Here is a 19,498-nt window from a genome sequence, read left to right on the forward strand (position 1 = left end):
TCAGATCAGTTCGCGAACGTCGATGAAACGACCGTTGACGGCAGCCGCCGCGGCCATGGCCGGGCTGACCAGGTGGGTACGGCCACCGGTGCCCTGACGCCCTTCGAAGTTGCGGTTGGACGTCGAGGCGCAATGCTCGCCCGACTCCAAACGGTCCGGGTTCATCGCCAGGCACATCGAGCAACCCGGTTCACGCCACTCGAAACCGGCTTCGAGGAAAATCTTGTCCAGGCCTTCGGCCTCGGCTTGCGCCTTCACCAGGCCCGAGCCCGGCACGACGATGGCTTGCTTGATGGTCGAGGCCACTTTGCGGCCCTTGGCGATTACCGCTGCGGCGCGCAAGTCTTCGATCCGCGAGTTGGTGCAGGAACCGATGAATACGCGGTCCAGCTGAATATCGGTGATTGCCTGATTGGCGCTCAAACCCATGTACTTCAAGGCGCGCTCGATGGAACCGCGCTTGACCAGGTCCATTTCCTTCGCCGGGTCCGGCACGTTTTGATCAACGGCCAACACCATCTCGGGCGAGGTGCCCCAACTGACTTGCGGCTTGATCTGGGTGGCATCGAGTTCAACCACGGTGTCGAACACCGCATCGGCGTCGGACACCAGATCTTTCCAGGCTTCGACTGCCATGTCCCATTCCGCGCCTTTCGGGGCGAATGGACGGCCCTTGACGTATTCCACGGTTTTTTCGTCAGCGGCGACCAGACCCACACGGGCGCCAGCCTCGATGGACATGTTGCAAATGGTCATGCGGCCTTCGACGGACAAGTCGCGAATCGCACTGCCGGCGAACTCGATGGCGTGACCGTTACCGCCAGCGGTGCCGATCTTGCCGATCACAGCGAGGACGATGTCCTTGGCGGTCACGCCGAACGGCAATTTGCCCTCGACCGACACCAGCATGTTTTTCATTTTCTTGGCGACCAGACACTGTGTGGCGAACACGTGCTCAACCTCGGAAGTGCCGATACCGTGGGCCAACGCGCCGAATGCGCCGTGGGTCGAGGTGTGCGAGTCGCCGCAGACCACGGTCATGCCCGGCAAGGTCGCGCCCTGCTCCGGGCCGATCACGTGAACGATGCCCTGACGCACGTCATTCATTTTGAATTCGGTGATGCCATATTCGTCGCAGTAGTCATCGAGGGTCTGAACCTGCAAACGCGAGACCTGGTCGGTAATCGCTTCGATGCCGCCCTTGCGATCCGGGGTGGTCGGCACGTTGTGGTCCGGGGTAGCGATGATCGAATCGACACGCCAAGGCTTGCGCCCGGCCAGGCGCAGGCCTTCGAAAGCTTGGGGCGAAGTCACTTCATGGATGATGTGGCGGTCGATATAGATCAGCGACGACCCATCGTCGCGCCGTTTCACTTCATGGGAATCCCAGAGCTTGTCGTAAAGCGTTTTGCCGGCCATCAGACGGTCCTCATCAGCTTGCTTCTATTTTCTATGCCTTGGGTTGTGCAGCGGTTCAATAACCCCTTGGCTTGTGAGGCTGATCCTAGGGGGTTACATTAAATAACTCAAATTCATATTTTTCATGCTTTGGATAACCAACTGGAATACTGGAATGGATCTGGCCAACCTCAACGCTTTTATCGCCATTGCCGAGACCGGCAGTTTCTCCGGCGCCGGTGAACGGCTGCACTTGACCCAACCGGCCATCAGCAAGCGCATCGCTGGCCTGGAGCAGCAATTGAAGGTGCGCCTGTTCGATCGCCTGGGCCGTGAAGTGGGCCTGACCGAGGCCGGCCGCGCCCTGCTGCCACGGGCTTATCAGATTCTCAACGTGCTGGACGATACCCGCCGTGCCCTGACCAATCTGAACGGCGAAGTGACTGGTCGCCTGACCCTGGCCACCAGTCACCACATCGGCCTGCACCGCTTGCCGCCACTCTTGCGGGAATTCACCCGACGTTACCCACAGGTCGCGCTGGATATTCAGTTCCTCGATTCGGAAGTGGCCTACGAAGAAATTCTGCATGGCCGCGCTGAACTGGCGGTCATCACCCTGGCGCCGGAGCCCCATGCGCTGGTCAAGGCCACGCCGGTGTGGGACGACCCGCTGGATTTCGTGGTCGCCCCGGAGCATTCGCTGATCAGCAACGGCCCGGTCAGCCTGGCGGACATCGCCCTGCACCCGGCAGTTTTCCCCGGTGGCAACACCTTTACCCACCACATCGTCCAGCGCCTGTTCGAGGCCCAGGGCCTGACGCCGAACATCGCCATGAGCACGAATTATCTGGAAACCATCAAGATGATGGTCTCCATCGGCCTGGCCTGGAGCGTTTTGCCGCGCACCATGCTCGATGAACAGGTTGCGCGCATACCTTTGCCCGGCATACAACTCACTCGCCAGCTAGGCTATATCCTGCACACGGAAAGGACGCTGTCGAACGCGGCGCGGGCATTTATGGCCTTGCTGGATGCGCAAATCGATCTGCCAGGGACTCCCGGCTAACTTGTGCTACTCCTATAGAGCCGCGAAACCCTGTGCCTAACGCCCCAATCAGCCCAAGGCCTGTTGCCAATGCCCAAACCCGCTGACCGTATTCCGCCCATGCCACGTATTCAGGCCATTGATCCGCATCGCTCCGAGCAAAGCTGGGAAAGCGCTCCGCAGTTGTTGGCGGCCCTCAATGGCGCTCACTTGGGCGCCTGGTATTGGGACATCGAGCGCGGGCAGATCAGTTGGTCCCGGGGCACTCAGGCGCTGTTTGGCTTCGATCCCCGGCAGCCACTGCCGGAAGACCTGGAATACCTTGACCTGCTGCCACCGGAGGATCGGGCAAAAACCATTCGCGCGTTCCATCAGGTGATCGCCGGCGCGCCACTGGAACAGGCGATGCATCACCGCATCCGCTGGCCCGATGGCAGCCTGCACTGGCTGGAGATCAACGGCAGCCTGTTGCCCGACAAACACGGCCGGCCACGAATGATCGGGGTGATTCGTGAAATCACCCACCAGCGCCAACGGGAACAAGCCCTGAGCAGCTCGGAAAAGCGCTTCGCCACGCTGTTTCACCTGTGCCCGAACATGGTGTTGCTGACCCGCCAGGAAGACGGCTTGATCAGCGAGGCCAACCAGTATTTCGAAAGCCTGTTCGGCTGGCCGGTGCAAAGTGCCATTGGCCGCACCACCCTGGAACTGGGCCTCTGGGTGCACCCGGAGCAACGGGCGGCGCTGGTCAAGGCAACCAAGGCCAAGGGCGAACTGATCAGCATGGAAGTGCAGTTTCGCGCCAGCAATGGCCAGGTCCACGACGGCATCCTCAGCGCGCAAAAAGTCGAGCTTGAGGGCCAGCCGTACCTGTTGAGTACTTTCCTCGACACCACCGAGCGCAAAGTCGCCGAACACGCCCTCAAAGACAGCCAGGAACGCCTCGACCTGGCCCTGGACTCGGCGCAATTGGGCACCTGGGACTGGCACATTCCCAGCGGCATGCTTTATGGCTCGGCACGTGCAGCGCAACTCCATGGGCTGGAAGCCAAACCGTTCCACGAAGCCTTCGACGAGTTTTTCGAAGGCGTACCCGGCGAAGAACGCGACAGCATGCGCAACGCCTACCGCAGCCTGCGCGAAGGGCCGGCGGGCAACTATCAACTGACCTACCGCGTGCAATTGCCCGACGGCAGTTCGCGCTACCTGGAAAGCCGCGCCCGACTCTACCGCGATGAAAACGGCCTGCCGCTGCGCATGGCCGGGACCTTGCTGGACATCACTGATCAGGTTGAACGGGAACAGCGGCTGGTCGCATCGGAGGAGAAATTTGCCACGCTGTTCCAGGTCAGCCCGGACCCGATCTGCGTCACCCGCCAGGACAGCGGCCTGTTCATCGAAATCAACTCCGCGTTTACCCAGACCTTCGGCTGGACCACAAGCGATGTGATTGACCGCAGCGCCGACGAAATCGGCCTGTGGGACGCCTCGGCGAAAAGCCTGCAACGAATCGAGCAGGTGATTCGCGAACAAGGCCTGAACAACGTCGCGATCCTCGTCCAGCACAAGGACGGCCAGGCCCTGACTTGCGTGATCTCCAGCCGCCAGATCAGCGTCGGCGACCAACCGTGCATCGTCACCACCCTGCGCGACATCACCCAGCAACAGCGTTCGGAAGCGGCGCTCAAGGCCAGCGAGGAGAAATTCGCCAAGGCGTTTCACTCCAGCCCCGACGCCATCACCATCACCGAGCGCGACACGGGGCGCTATTTGGAGGTTAACGACGGTTTCTGTCGCCTGACCGGTTACCGCGCCGACGAAGTGATTGGCAAAACCGTGTATCAGGTCGGGATCTGGGCTGAAGAAAAACAACGCTCGGCGCTGCTGGCCGAGCTACAGATCAAGGGCCGCGTGCATCACCAGGAAATGCTCGGGCGCAATAAACGCGGCGAATTGTTGACCGTGGAAGTGTCGGTCGAACCCATCACCCTCAACGAAACCGCGTGCCTGCTGCTGACCGCCCGTGACGTCAGCCTGCTGAAAAACGCCGAAGCGCAGATCCGTCACCTGGCCTACCACGACCCGCTGACCAACCTGCCCAACCGCGCACTCTTGATGGATCGCCTGAGTCAGCAGATCGCCCTGCTCAAACGCCACAACCTGCGTGGCGCGTTGATGTTTCTCGATCTCGACCACTTCAAGCACATCAACGATTCCCTCGGCCACCCAGTGGGCGACACGGTGCTGAAGATCATCACCGCGCGGCTCGAAGCGAGTGTGCGCATGGAAGACACCGTGGCGCGGCTCGGCGGTGATGAGTTTGTGGTGTTGCTCAGCGGGTTGGAGGGTTCACGCAGCGAGGTCAGCGAGCAGGTTCGGGAACTGGCGGACACCTTGCGCGAATTGCTGTCGGAACCGATGTTCCTCGACGGCCAGCGCCTGCAAGTCACGCCGAGCATCGGCATCGCACTGATCCCCGATCACGGCTCGACCCCGACGGACTTGCTCAAGCGCGCCGACATTGCCCTTTACCGGGCCAAGGATTCGGGGCGCAACACCACGCAGATGTACCACAACACCATGCAGAAGGCCGCCAGTGAGCGGTTGCGCATGGAAACCGACCTGCGTCTGGCCCTGTCCCGGGGCGAATTCAGCGTGCATTACCAGCCGCAAGTGGATGCCCAGGACAATCGCATCATCGGCGCCGAAGCCCTAGTGCGCTGGAATCACCCGGAACTGGGCGCGCAATCGCCCACCGAATTCATCAAGGTGTTGGAAGACAGCGGGCTGATTCTGGAGGTCGGCACCTGGATTCTCGACGAAGCCTGCGATGCCTTTAAACAATTGATCGCCAAGGGCCTGATCGACCCGCTCAATTTCAGCCTGTGCGTGAACATCAGCCCGCGACAATTCCGCCAGAACGATTTTGTCGAACGTATCGAACGCAGCCTCAGCAACCATGGCCTGCCCTGTTCGCTGCTGAAACTGGAGATCACCGAAGGCATCGTCATCCAGAACCTGGAAGACACCATCAACAAAATGCGCCGCTTGAAGAAACTCGGCGTGAGCTTTGCCATGGACGACTTCGGCACCGGTTATTCCTCGCTGACTTACCTCAAGCGCCTGCCGGTGGACACGCTGAAAATCGACCAGTCGTTCATCCGCGACGCCACCACCGACCCCAACGACGCCGAAATCATCCGCGCCATCGTCGCCATGGCTCGCAGCCTTGGCCTGGAAGTGATTGCCGAAGGTGTTGAAACCCCAGAGCAACTGGAGTTTCTGCAAGGGCTGGGATGCCATTTGTACCAAGGGTATTTGCACAGCCGACCGTTGCCGGTGGAGGCGTTCCAAAAACTCCTCAAGTAACATGCCACCCCGTAGGAGCTGCCGAAGGCTGCGATCTTTTGATCTTGTTTTTGCAGCGCAATGCCCGACGCGAAGATCAAAAGATCGCAGCCTTCGGCAGCTCCTACTCAGGCACAAAAAAAAGGGCGCCAATGGCGCCCTTCTCATTGCTCGGCTCAGTGTTGCAGAGCCGGCTGCTGCGTCCCGTTGATCGGGATGCGTTTGGCTTTCGCCTCTTCCGGAACAACCCGCAGCAGGTCGATGCTCAACAGGCCGTTGCTCAGGTCGGCGGACTTGATCTCGATGTGATCAGCCAATCGGAACGACAACTTGAACGCGCGCTGGGCGATGCCCTGATGCAGGTAAGTCACGCTGTCATTGGCGTCGCGTTTGCCGCCGCTGATGGTCAGCACACCTTTCTCGACTTGCAGCTCCAGGTCTTATTCCTGGAAGCCGGCGGCCGCCACGACGATGCGATATTGATCGTCACCGTGTTTTTCCACGTTATAAGGCGGATAGGTGCTACCTGGCTCGTTGCGCAGGGCGGTTTCGAACAGGTCGTTGAAACGGTCGAAACCTACCGAGGAACGGAACAGTGGCGCTAAGGAAAATGCAGTACTCATGATTCAAATCTCCTGAAAACAATCAGCAAGTTTTTTATCTCCGCGACCCGAATTCGGCATCGCGTAACCCTTAAATAGGGACCGCCAATTACATTTCAAGAGATTATTTGCAGATTTTTTCAGGCCGCTTCCGCCACCTGCAGCCCCAGCAAACGCGAGACATGATCCAGTTCAGTTTCACGCCGCAGCACCGTAAACAGCGCCACCGCTTCAGGATAATTGCGGGTCAGCATCGCCAGCCATTGCTTCAGGCGGCCCGGGGATTGGCGAGGTGTCATCTGCGCCTTGGCTTGCAGCCAGAAATCCTGGATCAGCGGCAGCAGCTCGGCCCAAGTCATCTCGATCACTTCTTCACCGGCGCGGGCGGCGGCGATTTGCCGGGCCAGGTCCGGACGCGAAACCAGGCCACGACCGAGCATGATGTCTTCAACGCCACTGATTTCGCGGCAGCGGCGCCAGTCTTCGACGCTCCAAATGTCGCCGTTGGCGAACACCGGCACTTTGACGACTTCTTGCACCCGAGGTATCCATTCCCAATGGGCCGGCGGTTTGTAGCCGTCGGTCTTGGTCCGCGCGTGCACCACGATGTGGGCGGCGCCGCCTTCGGCCAGGGCGGTGGCGCAGACCAGCGCGCCGTCCGGGCTGTCGAAGCCCAGACGCATTTTGGCGGTGACCGGAATATGCGCAGGCACCGCACGGCGCACGGTTTCGACGATTTCGTTGAGCAGTTCAGGTTCTTTAAGCAGGACCGCGCCGCCACGGGACTTGTTGACGGTCTTGGCCGGGCAGCCGAAGTTCAGATCGATGACTTCGGAACCCAGCTCACAGGCCAGCGCGGCGTTTTCCGCCAGACATACCGGGTCGGAACCGAGCAATTGCACGCGCAGCGGTACGCCGGACGCGGTTCGGGCACCGTTCAGCAGTTCCGGGCCGAACTTGTGGTAATAGGCAGGCGTGAGCAGTTGATCGTTGATCCGAATGAATTCGGTCACGCACCAATCGATACCGCCGACGCGGGTCAGCACGTCCCGCAGGATGTTGTCGACCAACCCCTCCATGGGCGCCAAAGCAATTTGCATGGGAAAACACACTCAACAAAAAACGTGCGGCAGTTTACAGGTTTCACCCCGCAGGAGCTGCCGAAGGCTGCGATCTTTTGATCTTGCCTTTCAAAATCAAGATCAAAAGATCGCAGCCTTCGGCAGCTCCTACACAGAGCGGTGTCAGCCTGGGGTTTGCAGCGCCGGGCCATAGCCCTCGATAAACTCCGCCGGCATGCGCTTGGGCTTGCCGGTGGACAGTTCGATGCAGACGAAAGTGGTTTGCGCGCGCAGCAGCGTGGTGTTGTCGCTGGGGCGTTTCAATTGGAAGTACCGGGTCATTTTCAGGCGCTGGTCCCAATCGACGATCCAGGTCGCCAATTGCAACTCGTCGCCTTCATAGGCGGCGCCGAGGTAATCAATCTCATGACGCACCACGGCCATCGCCCGATCCAGCCGACGGTACTCGACCAGGTCCAAGCCGAGCCGTTGCGAGTGGCGCCAGGCACAGCGTTCGAGCCAGGTCACGTACACCGCGTTGTTGGCGTGGCCCAGCCCGTCGATGTCCTCGGCGCCGACTTCCAGATCAATGATAAATGGCGTTGCCCGATCCCAGCCCATGCCCCACTCCCGGTCAGATAAATTCGACCGGGGCAGTGTAACGGATGCTCAGGCCGATTGCCGCGCTTGAAGGCTGCGGCCCGCCAGCAGTGATAACACCCCATCAATCACCCGAGGGTCTGCCAGCACGCGCTGGTGACCACCTTCCTCCAGGCGCAGCAGGCGACTGTCGAACCAGGCTTCGTGGATCAGTTGGGCTTCCTTGGCCTGCACATAGCAATCGTCTTCGGCGTGGACGATCAGCCCCGGCATGTCCAGTTGATAGTGCGCGACATCCAGGGTGGCTGCGCGCATGCCGACGTCTTTCTCGACCTGGCGAATAAACGCCGAGCGCGCTTTCGGCGGCAGCCGTACATAACGGGCAAAACCACGCAGCACACCGAGAATTCGCGCCGGAGCGGCAATCGTGACCAGGGTTTCGGTGCGCAACCCCAACTGCACGGCGAGCATCGCGCTGGCGCCACCCATCGAATGGCCGATCACCGCTTGCAGGGGTGGCAATTCAGCGGCGGCTTCGAGCATGGCCCGGGCGAACAGCACCACATTCGCTTCGCGACCTGGCGAACGACCATGGGCCGGACCATCGAGGGCCACAACGGTGTAACCGGCCTCCACCAGCGCAGTGATGAGGCTGGCGAACTGCGTCGGCCGCCCCTCCCAACCGTGCATCAGCAAGACCGTCGGGCCCTGCCCCCAGCGCAACGCCGAGAGGCCGAAGCGTAAAGTAATTCGCTCGGATTTCGCCAGCAGCGGCAATTCCCAGTCACGGGGAGCAAACGAACGTGGCGTCATGAACGCCAACCGCATTTTGCTCGCCACCAGTTTTGGTGCGAACCAGCCCAAGGTGCCATTAACGCCACGAACCCACTTTAACGTGCTCATCGCTCTCACTCCTCAGGCCAATGCCTTCAGGTCACAGCACCGCTGACTTGGCGGCGCGCAGCAATCGATCGGACAACTCGCCTGGCCCCAACGCCCGCGCCAGCGCCAACCCACCGACCATCAGGGCCATGTCGGCCAGGGCTTTGTCGGTGTCTTCCGGGCTGGCCGCCAACTGCGCGACCATGATTTCCAAGTGTTCATTCAACGCCGCGCGGAACTCATCCGGCAGACGACCCAATTCACCCACCGACGCAGGGATCGGGCACGCGGACTCCGAGGAGTCACGGTGTTTGCGCGACAGGTAAAACGCAGCGACCAAGGCGCGACGTTCTTCACCGGTCAATTCGGCATCCATATCGGCAATCAGCTCACGACGGTGGCTGAGCAGTTGCTTGAACGCCTCCAGCATCATCGCGTCCTTGCTTTCGAAGTGCGCGTAGAAGCCGCCGACGGTCAGACCGGCCGCGCCCATCACTTCGCCCACGCTCGGCTCGGCCGGGCCGCGCTGGATCAGCGCTGCGCTGGCAGCCTTGAGGATGCGTTCGCGGGTTTGAGCTTTTTTATCGTTCATCGTTGCCTCCGAATATTACGATTAGAATATTATTCGCATAATAAATTTGCGCAAGTCATGGCTGTGACCGCTGGTCTGAAGAACAGTTTTGAGAAAAAGGAGAATTGGCCAAACGCCAGACAAACAAAAGGGCCATTCAATAATTGAATGACCCTTATAAATCCCGCAGAGCGGGTAATCGTGGCGTCCCCTAGGGGACTCGAACCCCTGTTACCGCCGTGAAAGGGCGGTGTCCTAGGCCACTAGACGAAGGGGACACAAACCCTTCTATACAACTGATCAACGCTGAGTGCTGATCGCCTCAAGGCCGGTGTGGCCAGACCTTGAGTTGTAAAATTGGTGGAGCTAAACGGGATCGAACCGTTGACCTCTTGCATGCCATGCAAGCGCTCTCCCAGCTGAGCTATAGCCCCGATTTATCGCCTGGCGGCGGAGCAGCATCTTGCGACACTGCTTCTGTAAAACTGGCGTCCCCTAGGGGACTCGAACCCCTGTTACCGCCGTGAAAGGGCGGTGTCCTAGGCCACTAGACGAAGGGGACGCAAACCCTTCTATACAACAGATCAACGCTGAGTGCTGATCGCTTCAAGGCCGGTGTGGCCAGACCTTGAAGTGTAAATTGGTGGAGCTAGACGGGATCGAACCGTCGACCTCTTGCATGCCATGCAAGCGCTCTCCCAGCTGAGCTATAGCCCCTCATCGCTGAGGACGGGGCGAATCTTAATGGCGCATCGAAAGGCTGTCAAACTTATTTTTAAAATATTTCAAAGTTTTTTGCCGACATAACAATCACTTACCGCCCTCACCCCGAAAAACCGGGGGTGTGGGAAAGAACGCAGGCCCGTAGGAGCTGGCGCAGCCTGCGATCTTTTGGGGAGCACCGAAGAGCAAGATCAAAAGATCGCAGCCTTCGGCAGCGCCTACAGGGGTTGCATTTCAATGTAGGCGCTGACGCAGCCTGCGATCTTTCTAGGCCTCGCCGGTAATCAGGCGATGTTGCCCAACAGTTTTTCCCACTCCTTGTTTTCCTTCTTCGACACGCCACCGATCAGGTCGAGGGCCTGGCGCAGACGGAAACGCGTCAGGTCCGGGCCGAGGATTTCCATCGCATCGAGCACCGACACCGAACTCGCCTGCCCGGTAATCGCGGCAAACATCAGAGGCATCGCGTCACGCAGCTTCAGTTCCAGGGATTCGACCACCGCTTGAATCGTCGCGGTGATGCTGTCCTTTTCCCACTGGCGCAGGCTTTCGAGCTTCCACAGGATCAACTGCATCAACTGACGAACCTGATCGCCCGAGAGCTTCTTGGATTCGAACAGCTTGGCATCCGGGTTCACGCCACCAGCGAAGAAGAACCCGGCCAGCGGCGCAACCTGGCTGAAGGTTTCAACCCGGCCCTGCACATGAGGCGCGATCTTCATCATGTATTCAGGATTCAGCGCCCACGTCTGCAAGCGCGAAGCGAACTCTTCCACCGGCAGGTCACGCAGCCACTGGCCGTTGAGCCACGAGAGTTTCTCGACGTCGAAAATCGGCCCGCCGAGGGAGACGCGGCTCAGGTCGAAGTTGTCGACCATTTCCTGCAACGAGAACTTCTCGCGCTCGTCCGGCATCGACCAGCCCATGCGGCCCAGGTAGTTGAGCATCGCTTCCGGCATGAAGCCCATGCGCTCGTAGAAGGTCACCGAGGTCGGGTTCTTGCGTTTGGACAGCTTGCTCTTGTCCGGGTTACGCAGCAGCGGCATGTAGCACAGCTCCGGCTGTTCCCAGCCGAAGTATTCGTACAACAGGATCAATTTCGGCGCCGACGGCAGCCATTCTTCGCCGCGCAGCACGTGGGTGATACCCATCAAATGGTCATCGACCACGTTGGCCAGGAAGTACGTCGGCAGGCCGTCAGTCTTCATCAGCACCTGCATGTCCATGCGATCCCACGGGATCTCGACGTCGCCACGCAGCATGTCCGGCACCACGCACACGCCTTCGCTCGGCACTTTCATGCGAATCACATGAGGTTCGCCGGCGGCCAGGCGGGAAGCGACTTCTTCTTTCGACAGCAGCAACGCGCGGCCGTCGTAACGCGGGGTTTCGCCACGGGCCATTTGCTCGGCACGCATCTGGTCCAGCTCTTCGGCGGTGCAGAAGCACGGGAAGGCATGGCCCATTTCCACCAGTTGCTGGCAGTACTTCTGGTAGATATCGCCGCGCTCGCTTTGACGGTAAGGACCGTGCGGGCCGCCGACATCCGGGCCTTCGCTCCACTCGATACCCAACCAGCGCAGGGCGTCGAAAATCTGCTGTTCGGACTCGCGGGTCGAACGCAATTGATCGGTGTCTTCGATCCGCAGGATGAACTCACCGCCATGCTGCTTGGCAAAGCAGTAGTTGAACAATGCGATGTAAGCGGTACCTACGTGGGGGTCCCCGGTAGGCGATGGCGCGATGCGCGTGCGGACGGTGGTCATGGCAAGTCTCGAAATGAAGATCAAACAAAGGGGCGAATGGTAACAGGCGATGCCCGCCCGGCTCCAGTCAGCAGGGCATTTAAGCCAAGGTTGCGTCTACAACGCCCGTATGCCGTGGTGAATGGCCGAATATCAGCCGATGGCATTTACCGTTTATCGGCTGTATGCCAGATTCAGCTGCTGATAACTTTCCTTACACTTTCTCGACTACAGTCTGCCCCATGCCTGCCCAACTCAAGCGTCGCCTGTTTATTTTCCTGCTGATCGTCCTGCTGATTGCCGGGGGCTTTTTCGCTCACTGGTTTTTCAAGGGCCGCTTTTATGAAAGCACCGACAACGCCTATGTCCAGGGCGAGATCACCCGCGTCTCCAGCCAATTGGGCGCGCGCATCGATGAAGTGCTGGTGCAGGACAATCAGCACGTCGAAAAAGGCCAACTGCTGATCAAACTTGAGGGCGATGACTTCCACCTCGCCGTGGATCGCGCCAACGCCGCCCTGGCCATGCGCGAAGCCGAGCAGGTGCAAGCCCGCAGCAAACTGACCCAACAAAGCAGCCTGATCGCCGCCAGCGATGCGCAAGTCGCCTCCAGCCAGGCCAGCCTTGGCCGCTCGCAGATCGATCTGTCCCGCGCCCAGACCTTGCGTAAACCCGGTTACGTTTCCGAAGAACGGGTGACCACCCTCTCCGCCGACAACCACATCGCCCGCTCGCAAGTGACCAAGGCCCAGGCCGACGCACAGAGTCAGCGCCAGCAAGTCAACGCCCTGAGCGCCGAAATCAAACGCCTGGATGCGATGATCGCCAACGCCAAGACCGATTTGGCCCAGGCGCAGTTGAACCTGACCCGCAGCGAAATCCACGCGCCGATCAGCGGCCTGATCGGCCAGCGCGCCGCCCGCAATGGCCAGTATGTGCAGGCCGGCGCTTATCTGCTGTCGATCGTCCCGGACCAGGACATCTGGATTCAGGCCAATTTCAAGGAAACCCAGATCGGCCACATGCAGCCCGGCCAGAAAGCCGAACTGACTTTTGATGCCTATGGCGACACGCCGATCCAGGCGCGGGTCGAAAGCCTGTTCGCCGCTTCAGGTGCGCAGTTCAGTCTGTTGCCGCCGGACAATGCCACGGGCAACTTCACCAAAGTCGTACAGCGGATTCCGGTAAAACTGACGTTCGCCGCAGACAATCCCCTGCACGGCAAGATCCGCCCGGGCATGTCGGTCACCGTCAAAGTGAACATCAAAGACGCCCCTGACGATGGCCGGTGATCAACTGATCCGCCCGGCCGGGGAACCGACCCGGCGGGACTGGATTGCGGTGATGAGCGTGATGCTCGGCGCCTTCATGGCCGTGCTCGATATCCAGATCACCAACTCATCGCTCAAGGACATTCAGGGTGCGCTGTCGGCGACCCTGGAAGAAGGCTCGTGGATTTCCACTTCGTATCTGGTGGCGGAAATCATCATGATCCCGCTGACCGCGTGGCTGGTGCAGTTGCTGTCGGCCCGGCGTCTGGCGGTGTGGGTATCGCTGGGTTTTCTCGCCGCCTCGCTGCTGTGCTCGATGGCCTGGAGTCTGGAGAGCATGATCGTCTTCCGTGCCTTGCAGGGCTTCACCGGCGGCGCACTGATCCCGCTGGCGTTTACCCTGACGCTGATCAAACTCCCGGAACACCACCGCGCCAAAGGCATGGCCATGTTCGCCATGACCGCGACGTTCGCGCCCTCTATCGGCCCGACCATCGGTGGCTGGCTGACGGAAAACTGGGGCTGGGAATACATTTTCTACATCAACATCCCACCGGGCCTGATCATGATCGCCGGCCTGATGTATGGCCTGGAGAAGAAAGAGGCGCACTGGGAATTGCTCAAAAGCACTGACTACATGGGCATTCTCACCCTCGGCGTCGGCCTCGGTTGTTTGCAGGTATTTCTTGAGGAAGGTCACCGTAAGGACTGGCTGGAATCGAACCTGATCGTCAGCCTGGGCAGCATTGCGCTGTTCAGTTTGATCACCTTTGTGATCGTGCAGTGTTCCAAACCCAATCCGCTGATCAACCTGCGAATACTGGGCAATCGCAACTTCGGCTTATCGAGTATTTCCAGCCTGGGCATGGGCGTCGGGTTGTATGGCTCGATTTATCTGCTGCCGCTGTACTTGGCGCAGATCCAGAACTACAACGCCTTGCAGATCGGCGAAGTGATCATGTGGATGGGGGTGCCGCAGCTATTCCTGATTCCGCTGGTACCGAAACTGATGAAATTTATCCCGCCGAAATGGCTGTGTACCCTCGGTTTCGGGTTGTTTGGCTTGGCGAGTTTTTCCTCGGGCGTGTTGAATCCGGATTTCGCCGGACCGCAGTTCAATCAGATCCAGATCATCCGCGCACTGGGCCAGCCGTTGATCATGGTGACCATCTCACTGATCGCCACGGCGTACATCCTGCCGCAGGATGCCGGGTCGGCGTCGAGCCTGTTCAACATCCTGCGTAACCTCGGCGGCGCGATCGGCATCGCCCTCCTCGCCACGTTGCTGGATGCGCGGACCAAGACCTACTTCGATTACTTGCGCGAATCGATTGTGCCAAGCAATCCGCAGGTGGCGGAGCGCATGGCGTCAATGGCGGACCGGTTTGGCAGTGACAACGCGGCACTGGGCAAGATGAGTGAAATCGTCCACCAGCAGGCCGCGATCATGGCCTACAACGATGCGTTTCACTTTGTCGGGATTGCGCTGGGGATCAGCATGCTGGCGGTGCTGCTGACCAAGGCCTTGCCGGCGGGGTTGAAGGCTGGGGAAGCTCACTGATGCACCACAATCCTTTGTAGGAGCTGCCGAAGGCTGCGATCTTTTGATCTTGTTAAGGGCAACGATCAAAAGATCGCAGCCTTCGGCAGCTCCTACAGGGGTCTGTCAGACAGCGATCAACCGGTCCCGCAACTTGCCAATCTCGTCGCGCATCTGCGCCGCTGCTTCGAATTCCAGGTCGCGGGCGAGCTGGTACATCTTCTCTTCCAGCCCCTTGATACGCTTGGCGATCTCGCCCGGCGAGCGCAATTCGGCTTCGTACTTGGCACTTTCCTCGGCAGCCTTGGCCATGCCTTTGCGCTTCTTGCTGCGCGACCCCGGCACGGTGGCGCCTTCCATGATGTCGGCGACGTCCTTGAACACGCCTTTGGGCGTGATGCCGTTGGCCAAGTTGAATGCAATCTGCTTGTCGCGACGGCGCTCGGTCTCGCCGATGGCCCGCTCCATCGAACCGGTGATCCGGTCGGCGTACAGAATCGCCCGACCATTGAGGTTACGCGCCGCCCGGCCGATGGTCTGGATCAGCGAGCGCTCGGAACGCAGGAAGCCTTCCTTGTCCGCGTCCAGAATCGCCACCAGCGACACTTCCGGCATGTCCAGGCCTTCACGCAGCAGGTTGATCCCCACTAGCACATCGAAGGTGCCGAGGCGCAAGTCGCGGATGATTTCGACCCGCTCCACGGTGTCGATGTCCGAGTGCAGGTAACGCACACGCACGCCGTGGTCGGCCAGGTAATCGGTCAAGTCTTCGGACATGCGCTTGGTCAGCGTGGTGACCAGCACCCGCTCTTCCAGGGCCACGCGCTTGCCGATTTCCGAGAGCAGGTCGTCGACCTGGGTCAGCGCCGGACGGATTTCGATTTGCGGGTCCACCAGACCGGTCGGGCGCACCAGTTGCTCGACCACGCGACCGGCGTGTTCGGCTTCGTAGTTGCCCGGCGTGGCCGAGACAAAAATCGTCTGCGGGCTGATTTGTTCGAATTCGTCGAACCGCATCGGCCGGTTATCCAGCGCTGATGGCAGGCGGAAGCCGTACTCCACCAACGTCTCTTTGCGCGAACGGTCGCCCTTATACATCGCGCCGACCTGCGGCACGCTGACGTGGGATTCGTCGATCACCAGCAAGGCGTCGGCCGGCAGGTAATCGAACAAGGTTGGCGGCGCCTGGCCGGACTCACGGCCCGACAGGTAGCGCGAGTAGTTTTCGATGCCGTTGCAGTAACCCAGTTCGAGGATCATCTCCAGGTCAAACCGGGTGCGCTGCTCCAGACGCTGGGCTTCTACCAGTTTGTTATTGCTGCGCAGGTAGTCCAGGCGTTCCTGAAGCTCGACTTTGATGCCTTCGATAGCGCCGAGCAGGGTTTCCCGTGGGGTGACGTAGTGGCTTTTCGGGTAGAAGGTGAAACGCGGTAACTGGCGGGTGACTTCACCGGTCAACGGATCGAAGGCGGAAATTTTCTCCACTTCGTCATCGAAGAGTTCGATGCGGATCGCTTCAAAATCCGATTCCGCTGGGTGGATGTCGATCACATCACCGCGCACCCGGAAAGTCGCCCGGGCGAAATCCATGTCGTTGCGGGTGTATTGCAAGTCTGCCAAGCGGCGCAGCAAGGCGCGCTGATCGAGCTTGTCGCCGCGATCCACGTGCAAGACCATTTTCAGATAGGTTTCCGGGCTGCCCAAGCCGTAGATGCAGGACACCGTGGTAACGATGATCGCGTCCTTGCGCTCCAGCAGCGCTTTGGTCGCCGAGAGACGCATCTGCTCGATGTGGTCGTTGATCGAGGCATCCTTCTCGATGAAGGTGTCCGACGACGGCACGTAGGCCTCGGGCTGGTAGTAGTCGTAGTAGGAAACGAAGTACTCGACGGCGTTGTTCGGGAAGAACGCCTTGAACTCGCCGTACAACTGCGCGGCCAGGGTCTTGTTCGGTGCCAACACCAGGGTCGGACGCTGCACTTGGGCGATCACGTTGGCGATGCTGAAGGTCTTGCCCGAGCCGGTCACACCGAGCAACGTCTGGTGCGCCAGCCCGGCTTCGATGCCTTCGACCATCAGGCGGATGGCTTCCGGCTGATCGCCGGCGGGCTCGAAGCGGGTGACTAGCTGGAATTCAGACATACGAAACCTCTGGATTCGCGCCTTGCACGGTCAAACCGGACAGGAACGAGAAAGACCGCAAACGACCGATGTCGCCCGAGGAAAAAACTGGATTGAGCTCAATGTGGAGCCGATTGCCCGCGCTTTCAAGGCAAACGTCCTACATCCCTCGAAGTCTTTGACGATGCCAATCGACTAACGGTCGAAAAATAATCGAAAAAACTTGCCCCAAAAGCCGAATCGTCTGTCGCCAGCCATCGCAGATGGCCTTTATACTAGCTCCCCGTTTGTGCACCGCTCTAGTGCATTCGGCTGGAGCGCGACACGTCCCTCCACACTCCATTCAGAGCCGCCGCAAAAATGAGCCTGTTCTCCGCTGTCGAAATGGCACCACGCGATCCAATCCTGGGCCTCAACGAAGCATTCAACGCCGATACCCGTACCAACAAGGTCAACCTGGGGGTCGGTGTTTACTGCAACGAGGAGGGGCGAATTCCACTCCTGCGCGCCGTTGTCGAAGCCGAGACGATTCGCGTCGCTCAACACGCTTCCCGTGGCTACTTGCCAATCGACGGTATCGCCGCCTACGACCAGGCCGTGCAGAAACTGCTGTTCGGCAATGACTCGCCACTGATCGCTTCCGGCCGCGTCCTCACCACCCAAGCCGTTGGTGGCACGGGCGCCCTGAAAATCGGTGCCGACTTCCTCAAGCAACTGCTGCCGAACGCCGTCGTGGCAATCAGCGACCCAAGCTGGGAAAACCACCGCGCACTGTTCGAAACCGCCGGTTTCCCGGTGCAGAACTATCGCTACTACGACGCCGCGACCCACGACGTTAACCGCGCCGGCCTGCTGGAAGACCTGAACGCCCTGCCGTCCGGTTCCATCGTTGTGCTGCACGCCTGCTGCCACAACCCGACCGGCGTCGATCTGAGCCCGGCGGACTGGAACAACGTTCTGGACGTCGTGAAAGCCAAAGGTCACGTACCGTTCCTCGACATGGCCTACCAGGGCTTTGGCGACGGCATCAACGAAGACGCCGCCGCTGTGCGTCTGTTCGCCGAATCGGGCCTGACCTTCTTTGTCTCCAGCTCGTTCTCCAAATCCTTCTCGCTGTACGGCGAGCGCGTGGGCGCCCTGTCGATCGTCAGCGAATCGAAAGAAGAAAGCGCCCGCGTGCTGTCGCAAGTCAAACGCGTAATCCGCACCAACTACTCCAACCCGCCGACCCACGGTGCAAGCATCGTCGCCGCCGTGCTGAACAGCCCGGAACTGCGCGCGCAGTGGGAAGAAGAACTGGCCGAAATGCGCCTGCGGATTCGCGGCATGCGCATCCAGATGGTCGAGGCGCTGGCGAAACAGGCACCGCAGCGCGACTTCAGCTTCGTCGGTCGTCAACGCGGCATGTTCTCTTACTCCGGCCTGACGGTTGAGCAAGTGACTCGCCTGCGCAGCGAGTTCGGTATCTACGCCCTGGACACCGGCCGCATCTGCGTGGCAGCGCTGAACCAGAGCAACATCGACGCGGTGACCAAGGCCATCGTTGCGGTGATCTGAGTCTCAGCGTGATACGAAAACGGGGAGCCCTTGGGCTTCCCGTTTTTTATTTGTCGCAGATAAGTGTCAAAGCGATGTCTGTGCCCTCTAAACTCCACACAGCTATCCACTGTAGGAGCAAGGCTTGCCCGCGATGAGGCTATGACATTCAACATAGCCACTGGCTGATCAACCGCCATCGCGGGCAAGCCTTGCTCCTACAACGTTTGTGTACACCCTGGAATATCGACGAGAGCTCACATGAAAAACGACGACCTACGCGCTGACCGGGACGAACTGGACCATTTCGCGCCCCGCACCACCCCGACCAAACGCGGCAACAATCTGGTGCTGCAAGTGGCTGCCGGCGTGTTTCTTGGCGGCCTGGCCCTGTGGCTGGTGCAACTGGGCGCCACGTCGCTGTATGCCAAGCTGATGCTCGGCACCTTCACCTTCGGCGGTTAAGCCAGTTCGGTTGCGCGCTGGCTGGCGGCGTCGTCATACGCCACGTAAAGCGATTCAGCCACTTGGCTTTTGATCGCCTTGGCGCTTTCCAGGCCAAGGACAAAACCTTCAGCCTTGCCACCGGCGCGATTCAGTTCGTCGGCGGTGCTGGCCTGAGTGATGGCGTCGAACAGTTTCTCGGCGTGCGGGCCAACCCCTTTGGGCAGGCTGATCTGGGCGATGCTCATGCGAACACCCCGTTGTTTGGCGATGTGAGTACTGGATGGTTCATGGCGCTTACCTTTTCGGCGAATGGCCGGCAGCGCGTGTAAACACTTCCGGGCGGCTATGGTAGACCTCTGCTACGGTTCTGGTAACCGCCAATGGCCGATAAACTACCGTTGCCGCCACTGAATCGCTCAAGTGACCAATGGGTGCTTGACTTCTCTTTTTGAATCAGTAACATACACGCCATTCCGCGATAGCTCAGTTGGTAGAGCAAGTGACTGTTAATCACTGGGTCCCTGGTTCGAGTCCAGGTCGTGGAGCCAGACAGAAGTAACGAAAAGCCCCTGAATCGAAAGGTTCAGGGGCTTTTTTGTGGGTGCATG

At 59.9% G+C, this 19,498-nt stretch carries 16 protein-coding genes and 5 tRNA genes; 7 read left to right on the forward strand and 14 right to left on the reverse strand.

The genetic code is table 11. The features are described 5' to 3' along the window. The gene (gene leuC, locus V5E99_RS25375; RefSeq protein ID WP_499804957.1) at positions 1 to 1,419 is read right to left on the reverse strand and encodes a 3-isopropylmalate dehydratase large subunit; all 1,419 of its coding nucleotides are present in this window, start codon (positions 1,417 to 1,419) and stop codon (positions 1 to 3) included. Between the two features lie 154 nt (positions 1,420 to 1,573). Between leuC and V5E99_RS25380 the strand changes: the two genes are divergently transcribed. Next, positions 1,574 to 2,464, forward strand: a complete 891-nt coding sequence (locus V5E99_RS25380; RefSeq protein ID WP_499804958.1) for a LysR family transcriptional regulator — start codon at positions 1,574 to 1,576, stop codon at positions 2,462 to 2,464. A 69-nt stretch (positions 2,465 to 2,533) separates the two neighbouring features. Continuing rightward, positions 2,534 to 5,812: an EAL domain-containing protein gene (locus V5E99_RS25385; RefSeq protein ID WP_499804959.1), complete on the forward strand. Its 3,279-nt coding sequence runs from the start codon at positions 2,534 to 2,536 to the stop codon at positions 5,810 to 5,812. A gap of 155 nt (positions 5,813 to 5,967) precedes the next feature. On the opposite strand, the gene V5E99_RS25390 is transcribed toward V5E99_RS25385, so the two are convergent. From V5E99_RS25390 to gltX, 11 genes are all read right to left on the reverse strand, one after another. Beyond that, positions 5,968 to 6,228: an Hsp20 family protein gene (locus V5E99_RS25390; protein ID WP_499805007.1), complete on the reverse strand. Its 261-nt coding sequence runs from the start codon at positions 6,226 to 6,228 to the stop codon at positions 5,968 to 5,970. 3 nt (positions 6,229 to 6,231) lie between these two features. Next, positions 6,232 to 6,414: an alpha-crystallin domain-containing protein gene (locus V5E99_RS25395; protein WP_499804960.1), complete on the reverse strand. Its 183-nt coding sequence runs from the start codon at positions 6,412 to 6,414 to the stop codon at positions 6,232 to 6,234. Positions 6,415 to 6,533: 119 nt separating this feature from the next. Continuing rightward, a complete protein-coding gene (locus V5E99_RS25400) occupies positions 6,534 to 7,493 on the reverse strand; it encodes a tRNA dihydrouridine synthase (RefSeq protein ID WP_499804961.1) in 960 nt (319 codons plus the stop codon). 144 nt (positions 7,494 to 7,637) lie between these two features. After that, positions 7,638 to 8,075, reverse strand: coding sequence for an acyl-CoA thioesterase (locus V5E99_RS25405; protein ID WP_499804962.1), 438 nt, complete (start codon positions 8,073 to 8,075; stop codon positions 7,638 to 7,640). A gap of 48 nt (positions 8,076 to 8,123) precedes the next feature. Continuing rightward, positions 8,124 to 8,957 carry an alpha/beta fold hydrolase gene (locus tag V5E99_RS25410; protein WP_499804963.1) on the reverse strand — a complete coding sequence of 278 codons (834 nt, stop codon included), beginning with the start codon at positions 8,955 to 8,957 and terminating at the stop codon, positions 8,124 to 8,126. A 31-nt stretch (positions 8,958 to 8,988) separates the two neighbouring features. Then, a complete protein-coding gene (locus tag V5E99_RS25415) occupies positions 8,989 to 9,528 on the reverse strand; it encodes a TetR/AcrR family transcriptional regulator (protein WP_499804965.1) in 540 nt (179 codons plus the stop codon). Positions 9,529 to 9,709: 181 nt separating this feature from the next. Then, positions 9,710 to 9,785 (reverse strand) — tRNA-Glu (locus V5E99_RS25420). An 80-nt stretch (positions 9,786 to 9,865) separates the two neighbouring features. Continuing rightward, positions 9,866 to 9,941, reverse strand: a tRNA-Ala gene (locus V5E99_RS25425). Positions 9,942 to 9,993: 52 nt separating this feature from the next. Next, a tRNA-Glu gene (locus tag V5E99_RS25430) sits at positions 9,994 to 10,069 on the reverse strand. 79 nt (positions 10,070 to 10,148) lie between these two features. Beyond that, positions 10,149 to 10,224: transfer RNA gene (locus tag V5E99_RS25435), tRNA-Ala, on the reverse strand. A gap of 290 nt (positions 10,225 to 10,514) precedes the next feature. Further along, positions 10,515 to 11,996, reverse strand: coding sequence for a glutamate--tRNA ligase (gene gltX, locus V5E99_RS25440; RefSeq protein WP_499804966.1), 1,482 nt, complete (start codon positions 11,994 to 11,996; stop codon positions 10,515 to 10,517). Positions 11,997 to 12,217: 221 nt separating this feature from the next. On the opposite strand from gltX, the gene V5E99_RS25445 reads away from it, so the two are divergent. Beyond that, positions 12,218 to 13,267 carry an HlyD family secretion protein gene (locus tag V5E99_RS25445; RefSeq protein WP_499804967.1) on the forward strand — a complete coding sequence of 350 codons (1,050 nt, stop codon included), beginning with the start codon at positions 12,218 to 12,220 and terminating at the stop codon, positions 13,265 to 13,267. Continuing rightward, a complete protein-coding gene (locus V5E99_RS25450; RefSeq protein WP_499804969.1) occupies positions 13,257 to 14,807 on the forward strand; it encodes an MDR family MFS transporter in 1,551 nt (516 codons plus the stop codon). Before V5E99_RS25445 ends, V5E99_RS25450 begins: the two co-directional genes overlap by 11 nt. Positions 14,808 to 14,912: 105 nt before the next feature. Here V5E99_RS25450 and uvrB read toward each other — a convergent pair whose 3' ends face one another. Next, positions 14,913 to 16,928 (reverse strand): excinuclease ABC subunit UvrB, encoded by a 2,016-nt coding sequence (uvrB, locus tag V5E99_RS25455; protein WP_499804971.1) that lies wholly within the window; start codon positions 16,926 to 16,928, stop codon positions 14,913 to 14,915. A 339-nt stretch (positions 16,929 to 17,267) separates the two neighbouring features. Here uvrB and V5E99_RS25460 point away from each other — a divergent pair, with 339 nt between their 5' ends. Both V5E99_RS25460 and V5E99_RS25465 read left to right on the forward strand, forming a co-directional pair. After that, positions 17,268 to 18,464: an amino acid aminotransferase gene (locus tag V5E99_RS25460; protein ID WP_499804972.1), complete on the forward strand. Its 1,197-nt coding sequence runs from the start codon at positions 17,268 to 17,270 to the stop codon at positions 18,462 to 18,464. Between the two features lie 240 nt (positions 18,465 to 18,704). Then, entirely contained in the window at positions 18,705 to 18,908 is a 204-nt protein-coding gene (locus V5E99_RS25465; protein ID WP_499804973.1) for a hypothetical protein, read from the forward strand. On the opposite strand, the gene V5E99_RS25470 is transcribed toward V5E99_RS25465, so the two are convergent. Beyond that, positions 18,905 to 19,135, reverse strand: coding sequence for a hypothetical protein (locus tag V5E99_RS25470; RefSeq protein ID WP_033061947.1), 231 nt, complete (start codon positions 19,133 to 19,135; stop codon positions 18,905 to 18,907). The genes V5E99_RS25465 and V5E99_RS25470 overlap by 4 nt on opposite strands. 227 nt (positions 19,136 to 19,362) lie before the next feature. Between V5E99_RS25470 and V5E99_RS25475 the strand changes: the two genes are divergently transcribed. After that, a tRNA-Asn gene (locus V5E99_RS25475) sits at positions 19,363 to 19,438 on the forward strand. Positions 19,439 to 19,498: the final 60 nt, after the last annotated feature.

The organism is Janthinobacterium sp. LPB2021202312-11-4, assembly GCF_037049705.1.
Lineage (GTDB): Bacteria > Pseudomonadota > Gammaproteobacteria > Pseudomonadales > Pseudomonadaceae > Aquipseudomonas.